24 protein-coding genes and 1 riboswitch are annotated in these 23,693 nt (G+C 41.4%); of the genes, 21 read left to right on the plus strand and 3 right to left on the minus strand.

Going from position 1 to position 23,693, the window contains the following annotated elements; translation table 11 throughout:
• The first annotated feature begins 206 nt into the window (after window positions 1-206).
• From AC07VD_RS08010 to queF, 5 genes are all read left to right on the plus strand, one after another.
• Window positions 207-1,250, plus strand: a complete 1,044-nt coding sequence (locus tag AC07VD_RS08010; protein WP_024572589.1) for a YkvI family membrane protein — start codon at window positions 207-209, stop codon at window positions 1,248-1,250.
• Between the two features lie 138 nt (window positions 1,251-1,388).
• A riboswitch (PreQ1 riboswitch) is annotated at window positions 1,389-1,433 on the plus strand.
• A 129-nt stretch (window positions 1,434-1,562) separates the two neighbouring features.
• Window positions 1,563-2,222 carry a 7-cyano-7-deazaguanine synthase QueC gene (gene queC / locus AC07VD_RS08015; RefSeq protein WP_069837470.1) on the plus strand — a complete coding sequence of 220 codons (660 nt, stop codon included), beginning with the start codon at window positions 1,563-1,565 and terminating at the stop codon, window positions 2,220-2,222.
• On the plus strand, window positions 2,215-2,664 hold the full coding sequence (gene queD / locus AC07VD_RS08020) for a 6-carboxytetrahydropterin synthase QueD (RefSeq protein WP_080480849.1): 450 nt from the start codon (window positions 2,215-2,217) through the stop codon (window positions 2,662-2,664). Before queC ends, queD begins: the two co-directional genes overlap by 8 nt.
• Window positions 2,657-3,388 carry a 7-carboxy-7-deazaguanine synthase QueE gene (gene queE / locus AC07VD_RS08025; RefSeq protein ID WP_124059801.1) on the plus strand — a complete coding sequence of 244 codons (732 nt, stop codon included), beginning with the start codon at window positions 2,657-2,659 and terminating at the stop codon, window positions 3,386-3,388. Before queD ends, queE begins: the two co-directional genes overlap by 8 nt.
• Window positions 3,389-3,405: 17 nt before the next feature.
• Window positions 3,406-3,903, plus strand: a complete 498-nt coding sequence (gene queF / locus AC07VD_RS08030) for a preQ(1) synthase (RefSeq protein WP_003218613.1) — start codon at window positions 3,406-3,408, stop codon at window positions 3,901-3,903.
• Window positions 3,904-4,421: 518 nt separating this feature from the next.
• Here the strand turns inward: queF and AC07VD_RS08035 are convergent.
• Window positions 4,422-4,778 (minus strand): winged helix-turn-helix transcriptional regulator, encoded by a 357-nt coding sequence (locus AC07VD_RS08035; protein WP_494721680.1) that lies wholly within the window; start codon window positions 4,776-4,778, stop codon window positions 4,422-4,424.
• A gap of 168 nt (window positions 4,779-4,946) precedes the next feature.
• Here AC07VD_RS08035 and AC07VD_RS08040 point away from each other — a divergent pair, with 168 nt between their 5' ends.
• The 5 genes from AC07VD_RS08040 to AC07VD_RS08060 all read left to right on the plus strand — a co-directional run bounded on the left by AC07VD_RS08040 (window position 4,947) and on the right by AC07VD_RS08060 (window position 9,843).
• Entirely contained in the window at window positions 4,947-5,693 is a 747-nt protein-coding gene (locus AC07VD_RS08040; protein WP_088325756.1) for an SDR family NAD(P)-dependent oxidoreductase, read from the plus strand.
• 652 nt (window positions 5,694-6,345) lie between these two features.
• Window positions 6,346-7,545, plus strand: coding sequence for a spore protein YkvP (ykvP, locus tag AC07VD_RS08045; protein WP_103803801.1), 1,200 nt, complete (start codon window positions 6,346-6,348; stop codon window positions 7,543-7,545).
• A 15-nt stretch (window positions 7,546-7,560) separates the two neighbouring features.
• Entirely contained in the window at window positions 7,561-7,788 is a 228-nt protein-coding gene (locus AC07VD_RS08050) for a LysM peptidoglycan-binding domain-containing protein (RefSeq protein WP_017695061.1), read from the plus strand.
• Window positions 7,789-7,884: 96 nt separating this feature from the next.
• On the plus strand, window positions 7,885-8,820 hold the full coding sequence (locus tag AC07VD_RS08055) for a glycosyl hydrolase family 18 protein (protein WP_024572584.1): 936 nt from the start codon (window positions 7,885-7,887) through the stop codon (window positions 8,818-8,820).
• 732 nt (window positions 8,821-9,552) lie between these two features.
• Entirely contained in the window at window positions 9,553-9,843 is a 291-nt protein-coding gene (locus AC07VD_RS08060; RefSeq protein WP_123373498.1) for a YkvR family protein, read from the plus strand.
• Window positions 9,844-9,963: 120 nt separating this feature from the next.
• On the opposite strand, the gene AC07VD_RS08065 is transcribed toward AC07VD_RS08060, so the two are convergent.
• Entirely contained in the window at window positions 9,964-10,149 is a 186-nt protein-coding gene (locus AC07VD_RS08065; protein ID WP_003232446.1) for a YkvS family protein, read from the minus strand.
• Window positions 10,150-10,315: 166 nt separating this feature from the next.
• Here AC07VD_RS08065 and ykzS point away from each other — a divergent pair, with 166 nt between their 5' ends.
• The 5 genes from ykzS (at window position 10,316) to pfeT (ending at window position 15,588) form a co-directional block, all read left to right on the plus strand.
• Window positions 10,316-10,510, plus strand: a complete 195-nt coding sequence (ykzS, locus tag AC07VD_RS08070) for a protein YkzS (protein ID WP_003218622.1) — start codon at window positions 10,316-10,318, stop codon at window positions 10,508-10,510.
• Between the two features lie 299 nt (window positions 10,511-10,809).
• Entirely contained in the window at window positions 10,810-11,436 is a 627-nt protein-coding gene (locus AC07VD_RS08075) for a cell wall hydrolase (protein ID WP_264239633.1), read from the plus strand.
• A gap of 117 nt (window positions 11,437-11,553) precedes the next feature.
• Window positions 11,554-12,891 (plus strand): sporulation protein YkvU, encoded by a 1,338-nt coding sequence (ykvU, locus tag AC07VD_RS08080; RefSeq protein WP_003245552.1) that lies wholly within the window; start codon window positions 11,554-11,556, stop codon window positions 12,889-12,891.
• Window positions 12,892-12,941: 50 nt separating this feature from the next.
• Complete coding sequence (stoA, locus tag AC07VD_RS08085; RefSeq protein WP_014479641.1) at window positions 12,942-13,439, plus strand: sporulation thiol-disulfide oxidoreductase StoA; 498 nt, start codon at window positions 12,942-12,944, stop codon at window positions 13,437-13,439.
• 235 nt (window positions 13,440-13,674) lie between these two features.
• Entirely contained in the window at window positions 13,675-15,588 is a 1,914-nt protein-coding gene (pfeT, locus tag AC07VD_RS08090; protein ID WP_494721681.1) for a metal-transporting ATPase PfeT, read from the plus strand.
• A 37-nt stretch (window positions 15,589-15,625) separates the two neighbouring features.
• Here the strand turns inward: pfeT and AC07VD_RS08095 are convergent, their stop codons facing one another.
• The gene (locus AC07VD_RS08095) at window positions 15,626-15,829 is read right to left on the minus strand and encodes a hypothetical protein (RefSeq protein ID WP_014476643.1); all 204 of its coding nucleotides are present in this window, start codon (window positions 15,827-15,829) and stop codon (window positions 15,626-15,628) included.
• A 165-nt stretch (window positions 15,830-15,994) separates the two neighbouring features.
• On the opposite strand from AC07VD_RS08095, the gene papB reads away from it, so the two are divergent.
• From papB to ptsP, 6 genes are all read left to right on the plus strand, one after another.
• The gene (gene papB, locus AC07VD_RS08100; RefSeq protein ID WP_494721682.1) at window positions 15,995-17,089 is read left to right on the plus strand and encodes a di/tri-peptidase; all 1,095 of its coding nucleotides are present in this window, start codon (window positions 15,995-15,997) and stop codon (window positions 17,087-17,089) included.
• Between the two features lie 281 nt (window positions 17,090-17,370).
• The gene (locus AC07VD_RS08105) at window positions 17,371-18,336 is read left to right on the plus strand and encodes a LacI family DNA-binding transcriptional regulator (RefSeq protein WP_014479644.1); all 966 of its coding nucleotides are present in this window, start codon (window positions 17,371-17,373) and stop codon (window positions 18,334-18,336) included.
• An 83-nt stretch (window positions 18,337-18,419) separates the two neighbouring features.
• Window positions 18,420-19,265 (plus strand): glucose PTS transporter transcription antiterminator GlcT, encoded by an 846-nt coding sequence (gene glcT, locus AC07VD_RS08110; protein WP_014113602.1) that lies wholly within the window; start codon window positions 18,420-18,422, stop codon window positions 19,263-19,265.
• A gap of 228 nt (window positions 19,266-19,493) precedes the next feature.
• Entirely contained in the window at window positions 19,494-21,593 is a 2,100-nt protein-coding gene (gene ptsG / locus AC07VD_RS08115; protein ID WP_003244661.1) for a PTS glucose transporter subunit IIABC, read from the plus strand.
• A gap of 97 nt (window positions 21,594-21,690) precedes the next feature.
• Complete coding sequence (locus tag AC07VD_RS08120) at window positions 21,691-21,957, plus strand: phosphocarrier protein HPr (RefSeq protein ID WP_003154654.1); 267 nt, start codon at window positions 21,691-21,693, stop codon at window positions 21,955-21,957.
• On the plus strand, window positions 21,957-23,669 hold the full coding sequence (gene ptsP, locus AC07VD_RS08125; protein ID WP_003218638.1) for a phosphoenolpyruvate--protein phosphotransferase: 1,713 nt from the start codon (window positions 21,957-21,959) through the stop codon (window positions 23,667-23,669). Before AC07VD_RS08120 ends, ptsP begins: the two co-directional genes overlap by 1 nt.
• The last annotated feature ends 24 nt before the right edge of the window (window positions 23,670-23,693 follow it).

Raw genomic sequence — 23,693 nt, forward strand, 5'->3', positions numbered from 1 at the left:
AATTGATTTTTAAAAAAGGCCGGTTTGTTTGACCAACTTTGATTAATAGTATACTCTGACTATCTTTGACTTTCAAGTCTTATGCACAAAAAATTTTTGATTTGTTACAAAGTAAAACATGTTTTCTTCGTCTTTTCAAGGAACTTGTCTCATAGGTTATAAAAAGGCATATATGGACAAAACTGCGGTTCGTTCGGAGGGAAGAAATGGAACAATCAAAAGGGTCTGCAAGTCAGCTTGCTTTTGTGTATGTCGGCACAGTAGTCGGAGCTGGATTTGCGACTGGGAGGGAAATTGTTGAGTTTTTTCTGAAGTTCGGCTGGTTCGGTTTATTCGGCATTCTCGTCAGCGGCGGAATGTTTACGTTACTTGGGGCCAAGCTGATGATCATTTCAAAGCGAATCAATGCCAAGTCATATCAAGAAATGAACATATTTTTGTTCGGGGCGACGGCTGGGCGGATTATCAATGTATTTATGCTGTTTGTTCTCCTTGGAGTTACATCTGTTATGCTTTCAGGGGCAGGGGCGCTTTTTGAGGAACAGCTGGGGATGTCCGCTCAGATTGGGATGCTCATTACAATCGGTCTGAGCTTAATTGTGATGACTAGAGGAGTAAAGGGCATTTTCGGTGTCAATGTGTTTGTTGTTCCTCTTTTAATCATCTTTTCAATGATTGTGGTGGCCGACTCTTTTATATTCAGCGAATCACGTAACGCAGCTCAGTGGGTCTGGCCACATCGCTGGGATTGGCTGTTATCAGCAGTTTCTTACGGGGCTTTAAATTTATCGCTTGCCCAAGCTGTTTTGGTTCCGCTGGCGAATGAAATGTCATCGGAGAAAGTGATAAAAAAAGGCGCTTTAATCGGAGGCACGATGCTGACGATTGTGCTGTCCGCGAGTTTTCTGTCTTTGTCGACTCTTCCGGATGTATTTTTGTATGATATACCGATGGCGCAAGTGGTTTATCTCTTTGCACGTTCTGTCCATTTGATTTATTTACTCATTATTTTCGGAGAAGTGTTCACATCAGTTATCGGTAATCTATATGGATTAGAAAAACAAGTGCAAAGCTTTCTTCCAGTGAAAAGCAAATATATCTTTGCAGCTATTATGATCACGGCTTATATTACGAGCCAAATAGGGTATGGCAAGCTTATTTCAACGATTTATCCCTTGTTTGGCTATGTGAGCCTGGCCTTCATAGGCGCTTTGCTTTGCAAAAAAGCTCCTCGGCGGCGCAGTTTATAAATATATATAATGAAACGAACCGTCACTATAGAGCGATAATTGATCTAGGAACCGGGGACTGACTTTTTTATTGTCAAGAAAAACATCATTATGGTAAGATAGCAGAAGTGAAAAAATTGAAGAAAATCCGTGCGATATGCGGGAGAGGTTCTAGCTACACCCTCTATAAAAAACTAAGGACGAGCTGTATCCTTGGATACGGCCTTTTTTATGTTTTTCTAGAGCACCTTCCGAAAAAAGGTGTTTTTTTGCGTGAATTAGCTGTAGCGATGTCTCTCGCCGACTTTTTTATTGCGGAGAAGGAGAGGAATCATGAAAAAAGAAAAAGCAATTGTCGTATTTAGCGGCGGTCAAGACAGCACAACATGCTTATTGTGGGCCTTAAAAGAATTCGAAGAAGTCGAAACGGTGACTTTTCATTATAATCAGCGACATTCGCAGGAAATTGAAGTGGCTAAATCCATTGCGGAAAAGCTTGGTGTGAAAAATCATTTGCTTGATATGTCACTTTTAAATCAGCTTGCACCGAATGCCCTGACTAGAAATGATATTGAGATAGAAGTAAAAGACGGAGAACTGCCATCCACATTCGTTCCAGGCCGCAATTTGGTTTTCTTATCCTTTGCGTCTATCCTGGCTTACCAAATTGGCGCGCGCCACATTATTACAGGAGTTTGCGAGACAGACTTCAGCGGTTACCCTGATTGTCGTGACGAATTCGTGAAATCTTGCAATGTAACGGTAAATCTGGCGATGGAGAAGCCGTTTGTGATTCATACGCCTCTCATGTGGCTCAATAAGGCGGAAACGTGGAAGCTTGCAGATGAGCTTGGCGCGCTGGAGTTTGTGAAAAACAACACGCTGACATGCTATAACGGCATCATCGCCGACGGCTGCGGCGAATGTCCGGCATGTCATCTTCGTTCAAAAGGTTATGAAGAATATATGGTGATGAAAGGAGAGCGTGTATAAATTGTTATCTCAAATTTATCCGCAGGCCCAGCATCCTTATTCGTTTGAACTGAATAAGGACATGCATATCTCAGCCGCTCATTTTATCCCTAGGGAAAGTGCGGGAGCGTGCAGCAGGATTCACGGGCATACGTATACCGTAAATATAACCGTTGCCGGCGACGAACTTGACGATTCAGGCTTTCTTGTCAATTTCAGCGTACTCAAAAAACTGGTGCACGGAAACTATGATCACACGCTATTAAATGATCATGAAGATTTTTCTCAGGACGACCGGTATTCGCTGCCGACAACTGAAGTCGTGGCGAAAACGATTTATGACAACGTACAGGCTTATTTAGACACTTTGGAGAATAAGCCAACCTGTGTACAGGTGTTTGTCCGTGAAACACCGACAAGCTACTGTGTCTACCGTCCGAAAAAGGGTGGTTTGAATGGCTAAAGGAATTCCTGTATTAGAAATTTTCGGCCCGACGATTCAAGGAGAAGGCATGGTGATCGGACAGAAAACGATGTTCGTCCGGACAGCCGGCTGCGATTATTCCTGCAGCTGGTGTGACTCCGCTTTCACTTGGGACGGGTCTGCTAAAAAAGATATTCGCTGGATGACGGCGGAGGAGATTTTTGCGGAGCTTAAGGACATTGGGGGAGACGCGTTTTCTCATGTGACGATCTCAGGCGGTAACCCGGCTCTGTTAAAACAGCTGGATGCTTTTATTGAACTGCTGAAGGAAAATAACATCCGTGCAGCGCTTGAAACTCAAGGGACCGTTTATCAGGATTGGTTTACGCTGATTGATGACCTGACAATTTCTCCAAAACCGCCAAGCTCAAAAATGGTAACGAACTTTCAAAAGCTTGACCACATTTTAACTTCACTTCAAGAGAATGATAGACAGCATGCTGTCAGCTTGAAGGTTGTCATCTTTAATGATGAAGATCTGGAATTTGCCAAAACTGTGCACAAGCGGTATCCGGGAATCCCGTTTTATTTACAAGTCGGAAATGATGACGTGCATACGACAGATGATCAGTCACTGATTGCACATTTGCTTGGAAAATATGAAGCGCTTGTTGATAAGGTAGCTGGCGATGCGGAGCTGAATCTCGTCAGAGTGCTCCCGCAGCTGCACACCCTGTTATGGGGCAACAAACGCGGAGTATAATAGAAAGGAAGATGAACATGACGACAAGAAAAGAATCAGAATTAGAAGGTGTAACATTGCTAGGCAATCAAGGTACAAATTATTTGTTCGAATATGCACCGGACGTGCTGGAATCCTTCCCGAATAAACATGTAAACCGTGATTACTTTGTAAAATTCAATTGCCCAGAATTCACATCTTTATGTCCTAAAACAGGCCAGCCTGACTTTGCGACAATCTACATCAGCTACATTCCTGATGAAAAAATGGTTGAAAGCAAATCATTAAAGCTGTATCTGTTCAGCTTCAGAAACCATGGAGACTTCCACGAAGACTGCATGAACATTATCATGAACGACTTGATTGAATTAATGGACCCGCGCTACATTGAAGTATGGGGCAAATTCACGCCAAGAGGCGGAATTTCCATTGATCCGTACACAAACTACGGAAAACCTGGCACGAAGTATGAGAAAATGGCCGAGTACCGTATGATGAATCATGATTTGTATCCGGAGACGATTGATAATCGCTAATCATTCCGTTGTGTGATACGGAGTGTGAAGCGAAGTGTGGTCACAGTAAAATCCGAACATTTAGCGTTAATTTTCAGCGGAAATGTGACCTGGTCACAGCGAAGTGTGACCGGAGTGTGACCCGCACTAAGCTCAATAAAAGTGTGACCTGAGGTGCAACCTGAACTGTGACTTTTATGCAGTGAAAAATTGATAGTACAGAAGCAGATTAAGGCGTACAATTTGTACGTCTTTTCTTTTTTATCCGAATGAAAAAATGCCTATCTAGAGATCATAGGCATTAAATATTATTATCAATATCTTCATTTATTTTTTGGATAAGTTTCTGAACCTTCTCTTTAACATTTGAAACAGCTCTTTTTTGAATTTCATCAAAGTTCTCCTGAATATAGTCGATGACACTTCTTATTAGAACTTCACTTTCAAAATTGAATATCTCATTTATTTCTGACTGTTCTTCATCTGTTAGGTGATGGTATTGAAGTTGTTTAGCATTTACTTCAGCAGCTACATCAATCCTAACTTAGTTGTTCTGGTTGTACAATTTCATATTCACCTTCTGTATACTTTTGCTCCGCATAATGGCTTCCCCATTGACAGAGCTCCTGCAAGATAGGTTTAAGAGATTCTCCAAGTTCAGTGGATGAATATTCAACCTTCGGCGGTACTTGACTATACATCTTTCTGCTCACAAGTCCACTGGCTTCAAGCTCTCTAAGTGTTTGAATCAGCATTTTCTGAGTTATATTTGGGATAATGCGCTTTAATTCACTCGTTCTCTTTGGTCCATTCATTAAAAAGTATAATACAAGACCTTTCCATTTTCCGCCAATAACTTCCTTTGTCACTTCAAACCCACAGCTAAATTTTTTCATGTCTAAAGCTCTCCATTCCACATTTATTACTTTTTAGTTACTATATCACAAAAAAGTGGGTACTTCCGATAATGGGCTTACTGAAGGATACTATATCTTGTAAGTTGTTCTTCAAGTACTTAAAGGTACTAGACATAAAAAAATATTAATTCTAAAGGAGTGTTAAGTATGGGTAAATTTGAAGGTAAAATAGCGCTTGTAACGGGTGGAACAAGTGGGATTGGTCTTGCTACAGCGCAAAAATTTGTAAACGAAGGTGCATATGTTTATATCACGGGACGTAGACAAAACGAACTTGATAAAGCTGTTAACCAAATTGGCAAGAACGTAACCGGTGTTCAAGGTGATATTTCTAAGCTTGAAGACTTAGACAAACTATATGACATTATAAAGCAGGAAAAAGGTAAGTTGGACATTCTTTTTGCTAATGCAGGCATCGGCAACTTCCTTCCATTAGGTGAAATTACTGAAGAGCAGGTTGATAGAACGTTCGACATTAACGTTAAAGGAACCATCTTTACTGTTCAAAAAGCGTTATCACTATTCCCGGACAAAGTAGGTTCTATTATTGTAACGGGCTCTACTGCTGGATCAATTGGCAACCCAGCGTTTAGTGTATATGGAGCATCTAAAGCAGCATTAAGAGCACTGGTTCGCAACTGGATTCTTGACCTAAAAGGTACTGAAATCCGTGTAAATGTGGTTAGTCCAGGAGGTATTCTTACACCTGCCTACGATGAGCTTTTTGGTGATGCACTAGAAGAAGTAATGGAAAATAGCAGAAATACTGTTCCAGCTGGAAAAGTTGGGACACCTGAAGAAGTAGCAAACGCTGTATCTTTCCTTGCTTCAGACGAAAGCAGTTACTTGACGGGTGTTGAATTGTTCGTAGATGGCGGGCTAGCACAGGTATAATTTCACTGCGCAGAGATTACCAATAGTCCCCAAAAAAGGTTAATGGGGATTTACTTGAAGAAGTCGTATAAAAAAGTCGTTTTCCTTAAAGGACAGGGAATTCGACTTTTTTATGTTTGAATTTGATTAACGTTGTAAATTCGCATTTTCCTGGGGCTACCACTAAATGACCTGTAAAAAAGATTACTTTGTGAATAAATGTACTTAAAGTAACGGGGGCGTTAGTTGAAAAACAAACAACACCGTTGTTGTAGTAAATGAGGTCATTTGTTGTACAAAAAAAGGATAGTTGAATACAGGCATTTTCACCCTGTTCATCTATCCTCTCTTTTTGTTTATAAAATGTGTGACATTTCATTTGGTTTCTTAATTATTAATAAAATTAAACATTTTCTTGACTTTTAATAAAAAATAATATCCCTGTCCTTGTATTCTAATACTTTTAAAAATATTTAAAGGAATCCTTATGTCCTGAATAACCACATAGGAAAATATGTTGTAGGTTGCTTTCTTTTTTTGTGGGGCATCCCACACAAGCTATCACGTGATCTCACACCTGAACGTTTTTTATAGACTAGTACCGCGACAAGTTATATTACATATACATACCAATAAAGTAGACATTAAAAAGTGAAAGAGAGGATGGAAATGTGTGAAAATTCTTTTCCTTGAGAGTCATCCCATGTGGCTCTATGGTTTACCGAATGGGTTTAGGGAAGCAGGACATACCGTAATGATTTCCGGTCCTGTAAGTCGGGAAAATATCACTGAAATGATAGACGAATTTAAACCAGATCTAATAGTATCTATGGGATGGACACCAGAGCATTCAAGGGAAAAGCAGGCCTGGATTCGCAACGCTACTAAAAAGGTGAATATCCCTCTCGTTTATTGGGCAACTGAAGACCCGCTGCACACTCAAAACTTTACTATCCCGTTAATTAAAAAGATGAAACCGGATTTTGTTTTCACGGTTACGCCTTCTCTGTGTAAAACTTATGAAAGCATGGGGATTAAAGCAGCTCACTTAGACTTTGCATTTCACGAAAGTATACATCACCAGATTAAACCATTAGCAAAATACAGTTGTGATATAGCGGTGGTGGCTAATGCTTACCCTAATTTTCTTGAAGAACATCCGGATGTGTTCCGTTCGTCCTCTTTAAAAACGCTTATTCGTCCTCTTATACGGAAAGGTATTCGCATTGATTTTTGGGGGAGAAACTGGGAAAAAATGAGTAAATATATAGGAAGAGAAATTCCCCGCAATTGGATCCATGGATACCTTGATTATACTGAAGCATATAAAGTTTACAGTTCAGCAAAAATCATTATCGGTTTGCAAAACTGTGAAAGCCAACTTACGCAACGCACCTATGAGATTCTTGGTTCCGGGGGGTTTTTATTGACATCGGATACACCAGCAGTTCGAGATAAATTCAAACCTGGCCGCGATCTCATCGTTTCTTCCTCCCCAAAAGAAACATTGGAAAAGGTTAAATACTATTTGAATCATGATAGCGAGAGAAAAAAGATTCAGATAAACGGTAAAAAGGCTGTAAAGAATGATTCCTATCGGCATAGAGCCGAGAGAATGCTTGAGGTGCTAAAAAGCAGAGGAATTATAAGAAACTTAGGGGAAACCATTCATTATGTAGATGTTCTTAAAGAAAAATACGTGATCCATCATGTTACTCCCGGTGAAACATTATCAATAATTTCCAGGAAGTATAATGTTTCCCTGCAGCAACTCATGGAGCTTAATCATTTCAAATCAGATCAAATATATGCTGGACAAATCATTAAGATTAGAGAGAAACTGTTTAGAAATATTAATAACAAATTATTCTAAAGGAGAGTAATATGAATGAAGGGGAAAATACCTAAAATAAGAAATCAAGCGAATAAAGTAAAAAGAACGCCTCGTTATATGGAATTTCCCGTAACATACGAAGTGTATCATGTGGAATCCGGCGATACATTATGGACGATTGCCAAATCCTTTAAAATTCCGGTACAACAACTTATGAATCTTAATAAGCTTTCTTCAGATAGAATTTATCCTGGACAAATTATAAAGATAAGAGAAAGGTAATCTTTGAGGTTTCGGAAACGAATCAAATTGAAATGACAATCCTCATTTTTTTATTTGTGGGGAACTTGATATTTTTGGGGATGAAGGAGTTATGAGATGTTTCAAATGAGCTATTTCTATTCTGGATTAGGATGGGATTTTATTCAACATGTTGATCAAACGAACGGAGTATTAAATGTTGTGTCTCCTGATTTTTTCTATATCAGAAAAGATGGATCATTACTTCTCCGTTCAGCTAATCCCGATGTGATTAAAGCTCTTCATAGAAGAAAATTAAAAGTAGTTCCTTTTCTAAGCAATCATTGGGATCAGGATTTGGGACGATTTGCATTAATGAACCGAGTTCTTTTAGCTAAACAAATTTCTCATGCAATAGAAGAACTGGATTTGGACGGAGTTAATATCGATATAGAAAACCTTACAGAAAAAGATCGGAATCTATTTACAGATTTTATTAGATTAGTAAGGAAAAGTATTCCTAGACATAAAGAAGTATCAGTTGCAGTGGCGGCAAATCCTTTTGGCTGGACGAAGGGCTGGCACGGATCATATGATTACGAGTATTTAGCTAAATATGCAGATTATCTTATGGTTATGGCCTATGATGAAAGCCGCCTTGCTGGGCCTACCGCAAGTGTAGGATGGGTGGAAAAGTCCATTCAATATGTTCTGACCCAAAAAATCTCTCCTCAAAAACTAGTTTTAGGATTGCCATTCTATGGCCGCTGCTGGATGGAAGGCCAATCTGCCTCTCAAGCCATTCCCCTTTACCTTGTTGACTCCTTAGTAAAAAGGCATAGCGGGACAATTATTTTTGACACCAAGAGTCAATCTCCAAAAGCTATTTTTACTGTCAATCACGATAACAAGGGGCCGTTGCCTTCGGGAACATATACATTATGGTTTGAAAATGAACAGTCACTCAGAGCAAAAATAAAACTCGCTCAAAAATATAATCTGAAAGGTCTTGGCAGCTGGAGTCTTGGACAAGAAGATGTGTCAGTCTGGAATACAGTGTTTAAAAATATATAATGATTTATAGTTCAGAAAAAAATTCGAAGATAATTGCAATGAATCTCTAAATGGACATACTGAAAGGAGTTTATTACGGGTGCGGGTAAAACAGTGAGGGCATTCCATAGGCCCTTCTCCCGAAATGTTCTATACGAGGCATTACATTGGGCTTGAAATACACATTCAAACTTATGTTATAGTACGCATTTCAAGTAATTACGGATGTGTTGAATTTATTCTGCTTCCATGATTCAAGTCATACACATGCTACCTTGATAGCAGGATTATTGCGTTTCATTCAGAATTGTTCAGGATCGATATGGAAGCGCACGAATAACTAGAACTTTAAAAGCATACACTCATATACTTCCTGAATGGATGCTGGTTTATCTAAAAAACATGATGAGAATTGATTGACCGCTCTCATTAAAGGATGGAGAAATTCAAGGCGCCAAGGTACGCATGGTGAAACATGACTTGTTGATAATCGACCATATAGTTTCCCTTAGAAATGAGGGGGTTTTTACATAAAAAAGACGAGTGAATCCTGGGGGAATTCCACTCGCCGCTTTCTAATGAAAAGACGGGATGCTGGATGGCAGCTCGTCTGTTTTATTATAATTTAACGAACGTATGTTTGTAAAGGTGTCTTTTCGAATGAATTGGTTCATATAACCGTTAAGAACAGATTCATTGTAAACATTCGCTAAGGTATGCTAAGATGCATGGACTATAAAGGAGTGATATGAAGTGAAGACATTGCGGTTAAACAATGTAACGTTAGAAATGGCTGCATATCAAGAGGAGAGCGAGCCGAAGCGAAAAATTGCATTTACCTTAAACGTTACGAGTGAGACTTACCATGATATCGCTGTCCTGTTGTATGAAAAAACGTTTAATGTCGAGGTTCCGGAACGCGATCTTGCCTTCCGGGGGGAAATGACAAATTATTCAACATCATTGACCAACCTGTACGAACCAGGGTCCGTCAGCGAGTTCTATATAGAAATAACGGAAATAGACAAAAACGCCGATTCATGATCGGTGTTTTTTATGTAAAAAAGCTGCCGGCCGGCAGCTTTTGAGAAAGCGAATTTCATATGTAAGGTGTTAAATTGTCCGTCTTGCAGTTTTTTGAATAAATGTGGAAATAAGGAGGTTTTAATAGGAGTCTCTGATGATCTTATAATTTTTATGATTAACAACTGTCAATGAATCTAACTCAAGATCCCGATAGTTATCCATGATCGTCACATCAACGATAACAGAATTCTCATTTACTTTTTCAACAACACCGGTTAATCCGTTTTTAAATTCAATGACATTCCCAACCTTAGCGATTTTCACAAGCTTCCTCTCCTTTAAACATAATAATGCCTTTTGAAAGTATTTTGCAGTATTTTCATTGAGAAGTAAAGCGATAAGGAGTTTTATCTCCCTTATGAATTGTCCTGTCGCTATAAAGATGATATATTGAGTTTCGTCTATAGAAAGAAAAGGGGGGGAATTTTTGTTGCGTCCCGAAGAAATAACAGAAATGATTGAACAGCTGCGCACCGGCGCCATAAACGAACTGAGAGTCCAGAAAGAGCATTTTCTTGATTTCAGGGCCGTGTTATCTAAACAAGATGATTTTAAACATTTCCGAGGAATTGCCCAGCAAGGCGGAGATGTTATCTTTCAATACTTAGAACAGCCAAGAAGCTGAAGGTTTCTCATACGTGAGAAGCCTTTTTATCATATATGACAGAATACAAGCCTTTTATTACAGATGTCTGTAACAGGTGTAAATAAAATGTAAAGTGCCAAATATGGATAAACATGTTTTAATTTGACAATACTTATAGAATTTCAGACTGTTTTTTTGCCATTAAGCAGTGAGTCATCCTCTTTATTCCATCCTGATACCTCCTTGGGAGAGTTGGAAAATCTTTTTCCGTGAAAATGAATGGATCTCTTGTTAAGGTTATGAAGTGTTTTTTTGGAGCACTTTAAGGAGGAAACTGTATGACAACGAAATTCACTGCTCTGGCTGTTTTTCTTCTTTGTTTCATGCCTGCAGCCAAAATTGAGCATACACAAGCTTCACTACTGAGCGCAAAGAAGACAAAACATGAAGAAGCGAATTGGCTTACACATATAGATCGAAATACGAATGAATCTTTCCCTTCACTGTCTGCTGATAAGGACAAGAAAATAAAACCGATTAAGCTATCAGCACACACTGAAAAGAAAGAGAAAGATAAACCCGACAAAACAAATGATGAGAAAGAAACATATACACAGTCTGAAAAAGAGTTGCTGTCCCGTCTCGTTCATGCAGAGGCCAAAGGAGAATCATATAAAGGCAAGGTCGCTGTAGCAAGCGTTGTACTGAACAGAACGGAGAAAAAAGGTTTTCCTGATACGATAAGAGGAGTTATTTATCAGAAAAACGCTTTTGAACCGGTCGCAAACGGGAGCATTAACCAAAAGCCTGATAAAGAATCGATTGAAGCTGCCGAAGAAGCGCTGTCCTCAAAAAATAGAGAAACAGATGCCATATTCTTTTATAATCCGAAAACAGCGTCAGATAATTGGATTCGTTCAAGAAAAATCGTAGAAAAAATCGGCAGACACGTTTTTGCCGTCTAAGCATAGAAGAGACAATTTGTCTCAGCTGTGCTTTTTTTCATATAAAGAGTAAAAATAAAATAATTTTTGAACTTGTCTCATATGATGTTGGTAGTACAAGAGACAAGGAGAGACATCATGAATCGATTTGTGAAAGGGATCATTCTTTTATCCATTGCCGCCTTTTTCGCTGAATGCCTTGAATTTGTCGTCAATATGATTTTGGCGCGGGAGCTTGGCGAGCATGGGATGGGGCTTTACATGAGTATTTTGCCCACGATCTTTTTAATTATTGTCATCGCGAGCCTGGAACTGCCGATATCCATTTCTAAATTCATTGCCGAGTCAAATCCTAAGCTTCATGAAAGCATGCTGAGGCACGCTTTCAGAATGACAGCCATTTTTACTGCTTTTTCTACTGCTGCCGCTAGTATTGCGCTTCCGTTTATTCCGGTATTTGATACATACCACCCGTTTATTAAAGGGATTGTCATCGGCTTAATTCCTGTTGTCGCCTTTACTTCAATCGCCAGGGGCTACTTTATGGGTGTGCAGAAAATGGGGAAGATCGCAATTGCCAATGTGCTGAAAAAAATCATCCAGCTCTTGTGCTTATTCCTCTTTTTTCAATGGTACTCATTTGAATTGGACATGGCCGTGCTGATTTCCTTGTTTGTTCTGGTCGTGAGTGATGTGGTCGTGCTTGTTTATTTATATTCACAATTTATCATGGCAAGGCGGGCGTTATCCGGCCAGCAGCACATTCATTTGCGCGGAAAGGATGTAAGGAAAAGACTGCTTGCTGTTTCAATTCCTACAACAGGACTGCGTATTTTTCATGCGGTTGTCAATGCAATTGAACCCTTTTTAGTAAAAGGAGCTCTTTTGGCTGCGGGCGTTGCCGGGACAGCGGCGATCGATCAATACGGAATGCTGGCAGGAGTGGCTGTGACGATAGGGTCGTTCCCTGCTTTTATTGCCCATTCGTTAATGGTCGTCATGATACCGAGTATTTCGGAAGCTTATGCACTTTCTCAGTATGACATCGTGTTAAAAAGGCTGAAGCAGTCGATTTTCATTACATTAGGTTACGGTATACCTGCCGTCTGGGTCATGTTCCAGTTTGCGGGACCTCTCACACATTTGTTTTTTCACTCTCCTGAAGCGCAGTATTACTTGCAGTTGTTGTGGCCTTACTTTCTCTTTCATCTGTTTGTCATGCCGCTGCAGGCGTGCTTAATCGGGATGGGTTTTGTGAAAGAGGCTTTTTATCACAATGTATGGAGCCATATCGTTGCGCTAAGTATGATGTATGTACTGGGATCAATGGAGAATCTGCAAATGCTCGGGATTATCCTTGGAATGAACACTGGCATGATTCTTTTGACGAGCCTGCACTATGCCACGATCTGCAAAGCATTGAAGGTATCCGTATTCCTTACGGGAGGGACCAGAACGCCGCGAATTGAAGGATGATATAGGAACTGCAGGGGCAAGCTAATTGAAAAGCATGAAAGGAAGATTCCATGTTGACGAAGCGCTTGCTTACTATATACATTATGTTATTAGGGTTGATTGCATGGTTTCCATGTGCGGCACAAGCTGAGGAAAAACAGCCTGCTGTTCCCGCTGTTTTTCTTATGAAAACGATAGAAGGGGAGGACATCTCGATTCCGAATAAAGGGCAAAAAACAATTCTCCATTTTTGGACGTCATGGTGTCCGCCCTGCAAAAAGGAGCTTCCCCAGTTTCAATCGTTTTATGATGCCCATCCATCCGACAGTGTAAAGCTGGTAACGGTGAATTTAGTGAATTCGGAACAAAATCAGCAAGTCGTTGAAGATTTTATTAAAGCAAACAAGCTGACGTTCCCGATTGTCCTTGACTCAAAAGGGGAATTGATGAAGGAGTATCATATCATTACGATCCCAACATCATTTTTGCTGAATGAAAAGGGAGAAATTGAAAAAACAAAAATTGGCCCGATGACAGCGGAACAACTGAAGGAATGGACGGAAGAATAGCTGAGAGCATAGACTCTCAGCTTTTTTCATATAGAGAAGAAGTGAATAAACATTAATGATAATTATTATCAAAAAGAAATTAAAATAATTATAATTGAAATCCTCTTCGTGCGTGCTATAATAAAGGAAGACATCAAGAAATAACTGACGATAAAGCTGCCTTTTGGGCAGCGATTTTGTTTTTATAAGAGAAATGAAGATGATTTACGTTCTCAATTAGAGAGGAGAATTCGATATGAATGAACAAGTTATCGTTCAACGCGACCCGCATGAGCCATTGAAAACAGACAAGAGGGAAAAAAACTGGGCACAGCACGCGGAGCTTATTGCAGCACTTTTATCAGGCGCTCTTATTTTGGCAGGCTGGCTCTTATCCGGATATCAGGTATTATCCATAATACTTTTCTTGCTGGCTTTTGTGATCGGCGGATTTGCTAAAGCAAAGGAAGGAATCGAAGAAACACTCGAATCCAAAACGCTGAATGTAGAACTTTTAATGATTTTCGCTGCCGTTGGTTCCGCCTTGATCGGATACTGGGCAGAGGGTGCTATTTTAATATTTATTTTTTCCTTAAGCGGAGCTTTAGAAACATACACGATGAATAAAAGCAGCAGAGATTTAACGTCTTTAATGCAGCTTGAGCCTGAAGAAGCGACATTGATGGTCAATGGTGAAACCAAAAGAGTTCCGGTTTCAGACTTGCAGGCCGGTGATATGATCGTGATCAAACCTGGAGAACGCGTAGCGGCAGACGGTATCATTGAATCGGGCTCGACAAGTCTTGACGAGTCGGCTTTAACAGGTGAATCAATGCCTGTAGAAAAAAACACAGGCGACACTGTATTCACAGGAACGGTGAATCGCAATGGCTCCTTGACTGTCCGTGTCACGAAAGCAAATGAAGATTCGTTATTCAGAAAAATTATCAAACTGGTTGAATCAGCGCAAAATAGTGTTTCACCCGCTCAGGCTTTCATCGAACGATTTGAAAATGCTTATGTGAAAGGTGTGCTAATTGCGGTGGCGCTCCTTTTATTCGTCCCGCACTTTGCGCTGGGCTGGAGCTGGAGTGAAACCTTCTACCGCGCAATGGTGTTTATGGTTGTCGCGTCACCTTGTGCGCTTGTCGCCTCTATTATGCCGGCGGCGCTGTCCCTGATTTCAAATGGCGCCCGCAACGGTATGCTTGTGAAAGGAAGCGTCTTTCTTGAACAGCTGGGCTCAGTGCAAATGATCGCCTTTGATAAAACCGGAACTGTAACAAAAGGCCAGCCTGCCGTAGAGACGATCAGAATAGCAGAAGGATTCAGTGAAGCGGAAGTTCTTGAGGCTGTCTATGCCATCGAAACGCAATCAAGCCATCCGCTCGCCCAAGCCATAACGGCGTACGCTGAAAGCCGCGGCGTGAATCAGTCCGGCTACATATCTATAGAAGAAACCTCAGGGTTTGGCGTTATGGCAGAAGTGTCGGGTGCGAAATGGAAGGTCGGTAAAGCAGGTTTTATCGGCGAGGAAATGGCAGCACAATTTATGAAACAAACAGCATCAGATGTCATTCAAAGCGGTCATACAATTGTATTTGTGAAAAAGGATGATCAAATAGCAGGCTGTATCGCACTGAAGGACCAAATCAGGCCTGAAGCAAAAGAGGTCATGGAAGAACTGAACCGACTTGGGATTAAAACGGCCATGCTGACAGGAGATCACGAAGACACGGCTCAAGCGATTGCCAAGGAAGCCGGCATGACAACTGTCGTGGCAGAATGCCTGCCTGACCAAAAAGTGAATGAAATCAAACGGTTAAAAGAAGAATTCGGAACGATTGCAATGGTGGGTGACGGAATCAATGACGCGCCGGCACTCAAAGCGGCGGATGTCGGCATTGCGATGGGCGGCGGAACAGATGTAGCACTTGAGACCGCTGATATGGTCCTCATGAAAAACGATTTGAAAAAGCTCGTAAACATGTGCCGCTTGTCTCGGAAAATGAACAGGATCATCAAACAAAATATCGTGTTTTCTCTAGCTGTAATCTGCCTGCTGATTTGTGCAAACTTTTTGCAGGTGATGGAATTGCCATTTGGCGTGATTGGTCATGAGGGCAGCACGATTTTGGTCATACTAAACGGTTTAAGACTCCTAAAATAAAACCAGCAGCCTAATCAGGCTGCTGGCTTTTTATGTATCAAGCTTTCCCTTCATTTTTGTCTTTATCAGATCTTTTCATAACTAGGATGAGAGCGAGGATGCAGCAAAGGAAACCCGCTGCACAGCCTATGATAGAGCTGTAATAATAAAAGCCCACCATCTTCATCCCGATAAAAGGAGCGGAAATTCCCAAAACCGTTAAGAGCATAACTGCTTTTCGTCTGAAAAAATTCATCAGCAAACGGAACAACCCCCCTGCGATTGAACGTTACTGTCAGTATACAGGAAGAGGAGCAGGAAATAAAATGCATTAGAAAATGAAGGCGTCGTGAAAGGCAAACACCGGTAAAACCTGTTACAATGGAAGACAGAACAATGCATTGCAAATGGCAGGGAGGAACAAGAAGTGAATAGAATACAACGCGTCTCTTCATGGCTGAAGGAAGCGGGGCATACTGCCGCATTTATTCATACGAAAGAAAATGTTTTTTACTTAACCAGTTTTTACACAGAGCCGCATGAAAGATTAATGGGGTTATTTATTTTTCAAGAAGAGGAGCCTTTCTTTGTTTGTCCAGGAATGGAAGCAGGACAGGCCCGCAACGCAGGCTGGAATCATGAAATCATTGGCTATGCGGATCACGAAAATCCGTGGGAGCTGATAGAGAAGGCTTTGAAAAAGCGAAATATCAGCATACATATGCTTGCGGTAGAAAAGGATTCAATCTTGCTGTCACGTGCAGAACAGCTGAAGCATGCGACGGGCGGGGCTCAATTTGTTTCAGCAGAAGAAACACTCAATCAATTTCGACTGATTAAAGATGACAATGAGATTCGTTTGCTGAAAGAGGCGGCAAAGCTTGCAGATTACGGTGTTGAAGTCGGCACAGCCGCTTTGCGTGAAGGCATCAGTGAAGTGGAAGTGCTCGCTCAAATTGAGTATGAGCTGAAGAAAAAAGGAATTCAGGGCATGTCTTTCTCTACAATGGTTTTATTCGGAGAAAAATCTGGCCAGCCTCATGGAAATCCTGGTACAGCCACGTTGAAAAAAGGTGATTTTGTTTTATTTGATCTCGGTGTTATTCTTGATGGCTATTGCTCTGATATTACAAGAACGTTTGCATACAAAACCATCAATCCGAAGCAGGAGGCCATTTACGAGACTGTGCTTCAAGCGGAAAAAGCCGCGATTGAGGCAAGCAAACCCGGTGTGAGAATCGGAGATCTGGATTTAACTGCCCGCGGAATCATTGAAAAAGCGGGATACGGTGACTATTTTCCTCACCGGCTTGGGCATGGACTCGGAATTTCTGTCCATGAGTATCCATCAATGAGCCAGGCCAACGATACACTGCTGCAGGAAGGCATGGTCTACACGATCGAACCGGGGATTTATGTGCCTGAGATCGGCGGCGTGCGCATTGAGGATGACGTTCACGTAACAAAGGACGGAGCAGTTGCTCTGACCCAATATCCAAAGGAATTAATCATACTGCCGTAATAGAAATAAAAAAGGACTTTGTTCTCGACATCGTCCTTTTTTATCTGCATTAAATAAAAAAATCATCAAATGTTCGAAAGGGTTTAATTTCATGTTTTTGGTTGAGAGGTTTTACAGCAAGACAGCTGCCACCGAGAACAGTGAGACATAACCCAATTAAAATGAAGAAACCCATGTGATCTTCTCCTTTCAGCTTAAAACACAAAAAGATATCTGGTACGTCCATATCATATTGTATGAAACGCATTCCAGATCAAGGGGATTTAGAAAGAAGGGAATCTATGGCTAATATTAAAGACATTGCAGAAAAAGCCGGTGTCTCTGTTACAACGGTTTCCCGAGTCATAAACAATCATCCATACGTCAGTGAAGACAAACGAAAAAGAGTGTTTGAGGCAATGGAATCATTGGAGTACACGAGAAATATTCACGCTGTACATTTGTCGAAAGGATTTTCAAACATGATTGGTGTTGTCTTGCCAACGGTTAATCTGCCATATTTTGCAGAGCTGATTGCAGGAATAGCCGACGCAGCCGCGGAATCCGGGGTTCACCTCTCTTTATTCCAAACAAACTATGAGGTACAAAAAGAAATCTTTGCGCTGTCCCAATTAAAGCAGCGCCAGGTTGACGGCCTGATTTTTTGCTCAAAGGCGCTTGCTGATGAGAAACTCATGGAATGGGAGGGCCCGATTTTGCTTTGCCAGAATTCAGATAATGCCCGCTTCCCAACCATCAGCATTCCTCACCAAGAAGCATTTCGGAACGGCTTGGACTATTTAATTGCCAAAGGGCACAAAAAAATAGCCATCTGTTTGGCAAGAAAAAAAGGCATGAACAGCCATTTTCGAATCAAAGCCTACAAAGAGGCATTGGAAGAGATCGGCGAGGCATTTCGTGAAGACTGGGTAATTGAGAAAGCGATTACAATCAATGATGGGAAGGCGCTTTTTCATAAATGGAAAACGTGGAAGGAAAAGCCGACGGCTATTTTTGTTGCCAATGACCAAGTCTCAGCAGGGCTTTTTCTTGAAGCAAAGAACCAGCGGGTGTCAGTACCGGATGAGCTTGCAATCTTAAGCGTTGATAACCACGAAATCAGCCAAGCGCTTGGAATCACAACGATCGATATTCAGACAAGGGAAATGGGAAAGCAGGCATTTGCCATACTGGAAAAAAGAATTCAAGGGCAGCCGATTGAAAGGAAAGTTCTGGATTACCGTCTCATCGAAAGATCGACTGTTTAGTGAATGCATTGAAAAAAGGTTTGACGTGCATTCCGTTCGTTATGTACGATATGAGGTATTGAATGACAAAGGAGCTGAGGATCGTGAATGGGTCCTTCACAGTGAAAAAGGTACTGAATAATAACGTATTAATTGCTTCTCATCATAAATACAGCGAAGTCGTTTTAATCGGAAAAGGTATTGGTTTCGGAAAAAAACAAGATGATGTCATTGAAGATAAAGGCTACGATAAAATGTTCATTTTAAAAGACGAGAAGGAACAAAAACAGTTTAAAAAGCTCCTTGACTATGTTGATGAAAAGCTCGTTGATATTTCAAACGATGTCATCTATCACATAAGCAATAGGACTAATCACTCATTAAATGAACATATTCACATTGCGTTGACAGACCATATCGCATTTGCGATCAAAAGGCAGCAGCAGGGATTTGATATGAAAAATCCATTTTTAATGGAGACTCAGTCACTATATCCTGAGGAGTACCAAATTGCCAAAGAAGTCATAGATATGATCAATGAAAAAGCGGGAATCTGCCTTCCAGAAGGGGAGATTGGTTTTATCGCTCTGCATATCCATTCAGCGTTGACAAACCGTCCGCTGTCCGAGGTCAATCAGCACTCTCAGCTCATGGCGCAGCTTGTCGAGGTGATTGAAGACTCATTTCAAATGAAAGTAAATAAGGAAAGTGTCAACTATTTGCGGCTGATCCGACATATCAGATTTACAATAGAAAGAATTAAAAAAGAAGAACCGACTAAAGAACCAGAAAAATTAATGTTGTTATTGAAAAATGAATATCCGCTATGCTACAATACAGCTTGGAAATTGATTAAAATCTTGCAGCAAACATTGAAGAAACCAGTTCATGAGGCGGAAGCGGTTTATCTGACGCTTCATCTGTACCGATTAACCAATAAAATTTCATAAATTCAGTTTATCCTTATAACGTGTTACTGATTCGATCAGGCATGAGTGATTGAGGGAAAAAAACGGGAAGTTCATTCTCGTTCTTTTGCGCACCCAATTTTGCTCATGCCTTTTTGTTGTGTAAAAGGGCAAATGTAAACGGTTAAACTGGAAGACTTACGCCTGTGAATTCGTTGTCATGATTTTTAGCTGTAAGGTCAGACTAGTAAAAAGAGGAGGTCAATTCTTATGTTTAAAGCATTATTCGGCGTTCTTCAAAAAATTGGGCGTGCGCTTATGCTTCCAGTTGCGATCCTTCCGGCTGCGGGGATTTTGCTTGCGATCGGGAATGCGATGCAAAATAAGGACATGATTCAGGTCCTGCATTTCTTGAGCAATGACAATGTTCAGCTTGTAGCAGGTGTGATGGAAAGCGCTGGGCAGATTGTTTTCGATAACCTTCCGCTTCTTTTCGCAGTAGGTGTAGCCATCGGGCTTGCCAACGGTGATGGAGTTGCAGGGATTGCAGCAATTATCGGTTATCTTGTAATGAATGTATCCATGAGTGCGGTTCTTCTTGCAAACGGAACCATTCCTTCGGATTCAGTTGAAAGAGCCAAGTTCTTTACGGAAAACCATCCTGCATATGTAAACATGCTTGGTATACCTACCCTGGCGACAGGGGTGTTCGGCGGTATTATCGTCGGTGTGTTAGCTGCATTATTGTTTAACAGATTTTACACAATTGAACTGCCGCAATACCTTGGTTTCTTTGCGGGTAAACGTTTCGTTCCAATTGTTACGTCAATTTCTGCACTGATTCTGGGTCTTATTATGTTAGTGATCTGGCCTCCGATCCAGCATGGATTGAATGCCTTTTCAACAGGATTAGTGGAAGCGAATCCAACCCTTGCTGCATTTATCTTCGGGGTGATTGAACGTTCGCTTATCCCATTCGGATTGCACCACATTTTCTATTCGCCGTTCTGGTATGAATTCTTCAGCTATAAGAGTGCAGCAGGAGAAATCATCCGCGGGGATCAGCGTATCTTTATGGCGCAGATTAAAGACGGCGTACAGTTAACGGCAGGTACGTTCATGACAGGTAAATATCCATTTATGATGTTCGGTCTGCCTGCTGCGGCGCTTGCCATTTATCATGAAGCAAAACCGCAAAACAAAAAACTCGTTGCAGGTATTATGGGTTCAGCGGCCTTGACATCCTTCTTAACGGGGATCACAGAGCCATTGGAATTTTCTTTCTTATTCGTTGCTCCAGTCCTGTTTGCGATTCACTGTTTGTTTGCGGGACTTTCATTCATGGTCATGCAGCTGTTGAATGTTAAGATTGGTATGACATTCTCCGGCGGTTTAATTGACTACTTCCTATTCGGTATTTTACCGAACCGGACGGCATGGTGGCTTGTCATCCCTGTCGGCTTAGGGTTAGCGGTCATTTACTACTTCGGATTCCGATTTGCCATCCGCAAATTTAATCTGAAAACACCTGGACGCGAGGATGCTGCGGAAGAAACAGCAGCACCTGGGAAAACAGGTGAAGCAGGGGATCTTCCTTATGAGATTCTGCAGGCAATGGGTGACCAGGAAAACATCAAACACCTTGATGCTTGTATCACTCGTCTGCGTGTGACTGTAAACGATCAGAAAAAGGTTGATAAAGACCGTCTGAAACAGCTTGGCGCTTCCGGAGTGCTGGAAGTCGGCAACAACATTCAGGCTATTTTCGGACCGCGTTCTGACGGGTTAAAAACACAAATGCAAGACATTATTGCGGGACGCAAGCCTAGACCTGAACCGAAAACATCTGCTCAAGAGGAAGTAGGCCAGCAGGTTGAGGAAGTGATTGCAGAACCGCTGCAAAATGAAATCGGCGAGGAAGTTTTCGTTTCTCCGATTACCGGGGAAATTCACCCAATTACGGATGTTCCTGACCAAGTCTTCTCAGGAAAAATGATGGGTGACGGTTTTGCGATTCTCCCTTCTGAAGGAATTGTCGTATCACCGGTTCGCGGAAAAATTCTCAATGTGTTCCCGACGAAACATGCGATCGGCCTGCAATCCGACGGCGGAAGAGAAATTTTAATCCACTTTGGTATTGATACCGTCAGCCTGAAGGGCGAAGGATTTACGTCTTTCGTATCAGAAGGAGACCGCGTTGAGCCTGGACAAAAACTTCTTGAAGTTGATCTGGATGCAGTCAAACCGAATGTCCCATCTCTCATGACACCGATTGTATTTACAAACCTTGCTGAAGGAGAAACAGTCAGCATTAAAGCAAGCGGTTCAGTCAACAGAGAACAAGAAGATATTGTGAAGATTGAAAAATAAGGGTGTTAGTACGCCGTGCTTGTCAGATGACAAGTACGGTTGTATGATATAATATTGTGAAGTAATTAAGCTTTAAGTTAAAAGGAGAATGATAAAAATGGCACAAAAAACATTTAAAGTAACTGCAGATTCTGGAATCCATGCTCGTCCTGCGACAGTTCTTGTACAAACTGCTAGCAAATACGACGCTGACGTTAATTTAGAATATAACGGCAAAACAGTTAACCTTAAATCTATTATGGGTGTTATGTCTTTAGGTATCGCTAAAGGCGCTGAGATCACAATCTCTGCTTCCGGAGCTGACGAAAACGATGCTCTTAACGCTTTAGAAGAAACAATGAAAAGCGAAGGACTCGGCGAGTAATGCAAGAATTAAAAGGGATTGGCGCTTCAGCCGGCATCGCGATTGCAAAAGCATACCGGCTTGAAGAGCCAGATTTAACGGTTGAAAAGAAAAACATCTCTGATTCTGAAGCGGAAGTAAGCCGTTTTGATGAAGCGATTGCACGTTCAAAAGAAGAGCTCGAAAAAATCAAAGAGCACGCTTTGAAAGAACTGGGTCAGGATAAAGCTGATATTTTTTCTGCTCACCTTTTAGTTCTCAGTGACCCTGAGCTTCTGAACCCTGTGAAAGAAAAAATCAGCACTGATTCAGTGAACGCTGAATTCGCTTTAAAAGAAACGTCTTCTATGTTCGTTACCATGTTTGAATCTATGGACAACGAATATATGAAAGAGCGTGCGGCAGATATCCGCGATGTAACAAAACGCGTAACCGGCCACCTGCTTGGCGTCGAAATTCCAAACCCAAGCATGATCTCAGAAGAGGTTATTATTGTAGCTGAAGACTTAACACCGTCTGACACAGCTCAATTAAACCGTGAGTTTGTAAAAGGATTCACTACTGATATCGGCGGACGCACATCTCACTCTGCCATCATGGCACGTTCTCTTGAGATTCCAGCAGTTGTTGGAACGAAAGCGGCTACAGGCACGATCCAAAACGGCGTGACTGTTATCGTTGACGGTATCAATGGCGATGTCATTATTGACCCATCTGCGGAAACTGTAAAAGAGTATGAAGAAAAACATAATGCTTATTTGGCTCAAAAAGCTGAGTGGGCGAAGCTTGTCAATGAACCGACTGTCTCAAAAGACGGACATCATGTAGAGCTTGCAGCGAACATCGGTACCCCTGATGATGTAAAAGGTGTTCTTGAAAACGGCGGAGAAGCAGTTGGCCTTTACCGTACAGAATTCCTTTACATGGGAAGAGATCAGCTGCCTACAGAAGATGAGCAGTTTGATGCTTACAAAACGGTTCTTGAGCGTATGGAAGGAAAATCAGTCGTCGTGCGGACACTTGATATCGGCGGAGACAAAGAGCTTCCTTACCTGCAGCTTCCTAAAGAAATGAACCCGTTCCTGGGATATAGAGCGATTCGTCTTTGCCTTGAAGAGCAAGAAATCTTCAGAACACAGCTTCGCGCGCTGCTTCGTGCAAGTACATATGGAAACTTGAAAATCATGTTCCCTATGATTGCGACAGTTAACGAATTCAAAGAAGCAAAAGCGATCCTTCTTGAAGAGAAAGAAAAGCTCGTAAAAGCGGGACAGGCTGTATCTGACGATATTGAAGTCGGAATGATGGTTGAGATTCCGTCAACTGCAGTCATCGCTGATCAGTTTGCTAAAGAGGTTGATTTCTTCAGTATCGGAACAAACGATTTGATCCAATACACAATGGCAGCTGACCGTATGAATGAACGTGTATCTTACCTGTATCAGCCATACAACCCGGCAATCCTTCGCTTAATTACACTGGTAATTGAAGCAGCACACAAAGAAGGAAAATGGGTTGGCATGTGCGGAGAAATGGCAGGAGACGAGATTGCGATTCCGATCCTTCTCGGCTTAGGCTTAGATGAGTTCTCAATGAGCGCAACGTCTATCCTTCCGGCAAGAACACAAATCAGCAAATTGTCTAAACAAGAAGCTGAGTCATTCAAAGAGAAAATCTTATCTATGAGCACGACAGAAGAAGTTGTCGCGTTCGTAAAAGAAACATTCAAGTAATGTACAAAAACCAGACGGCCTCCG

The sequence above is a fragment of the Bacillus sp. GW821-FHT01G09 genome (genome assembly GCF_059422205.1).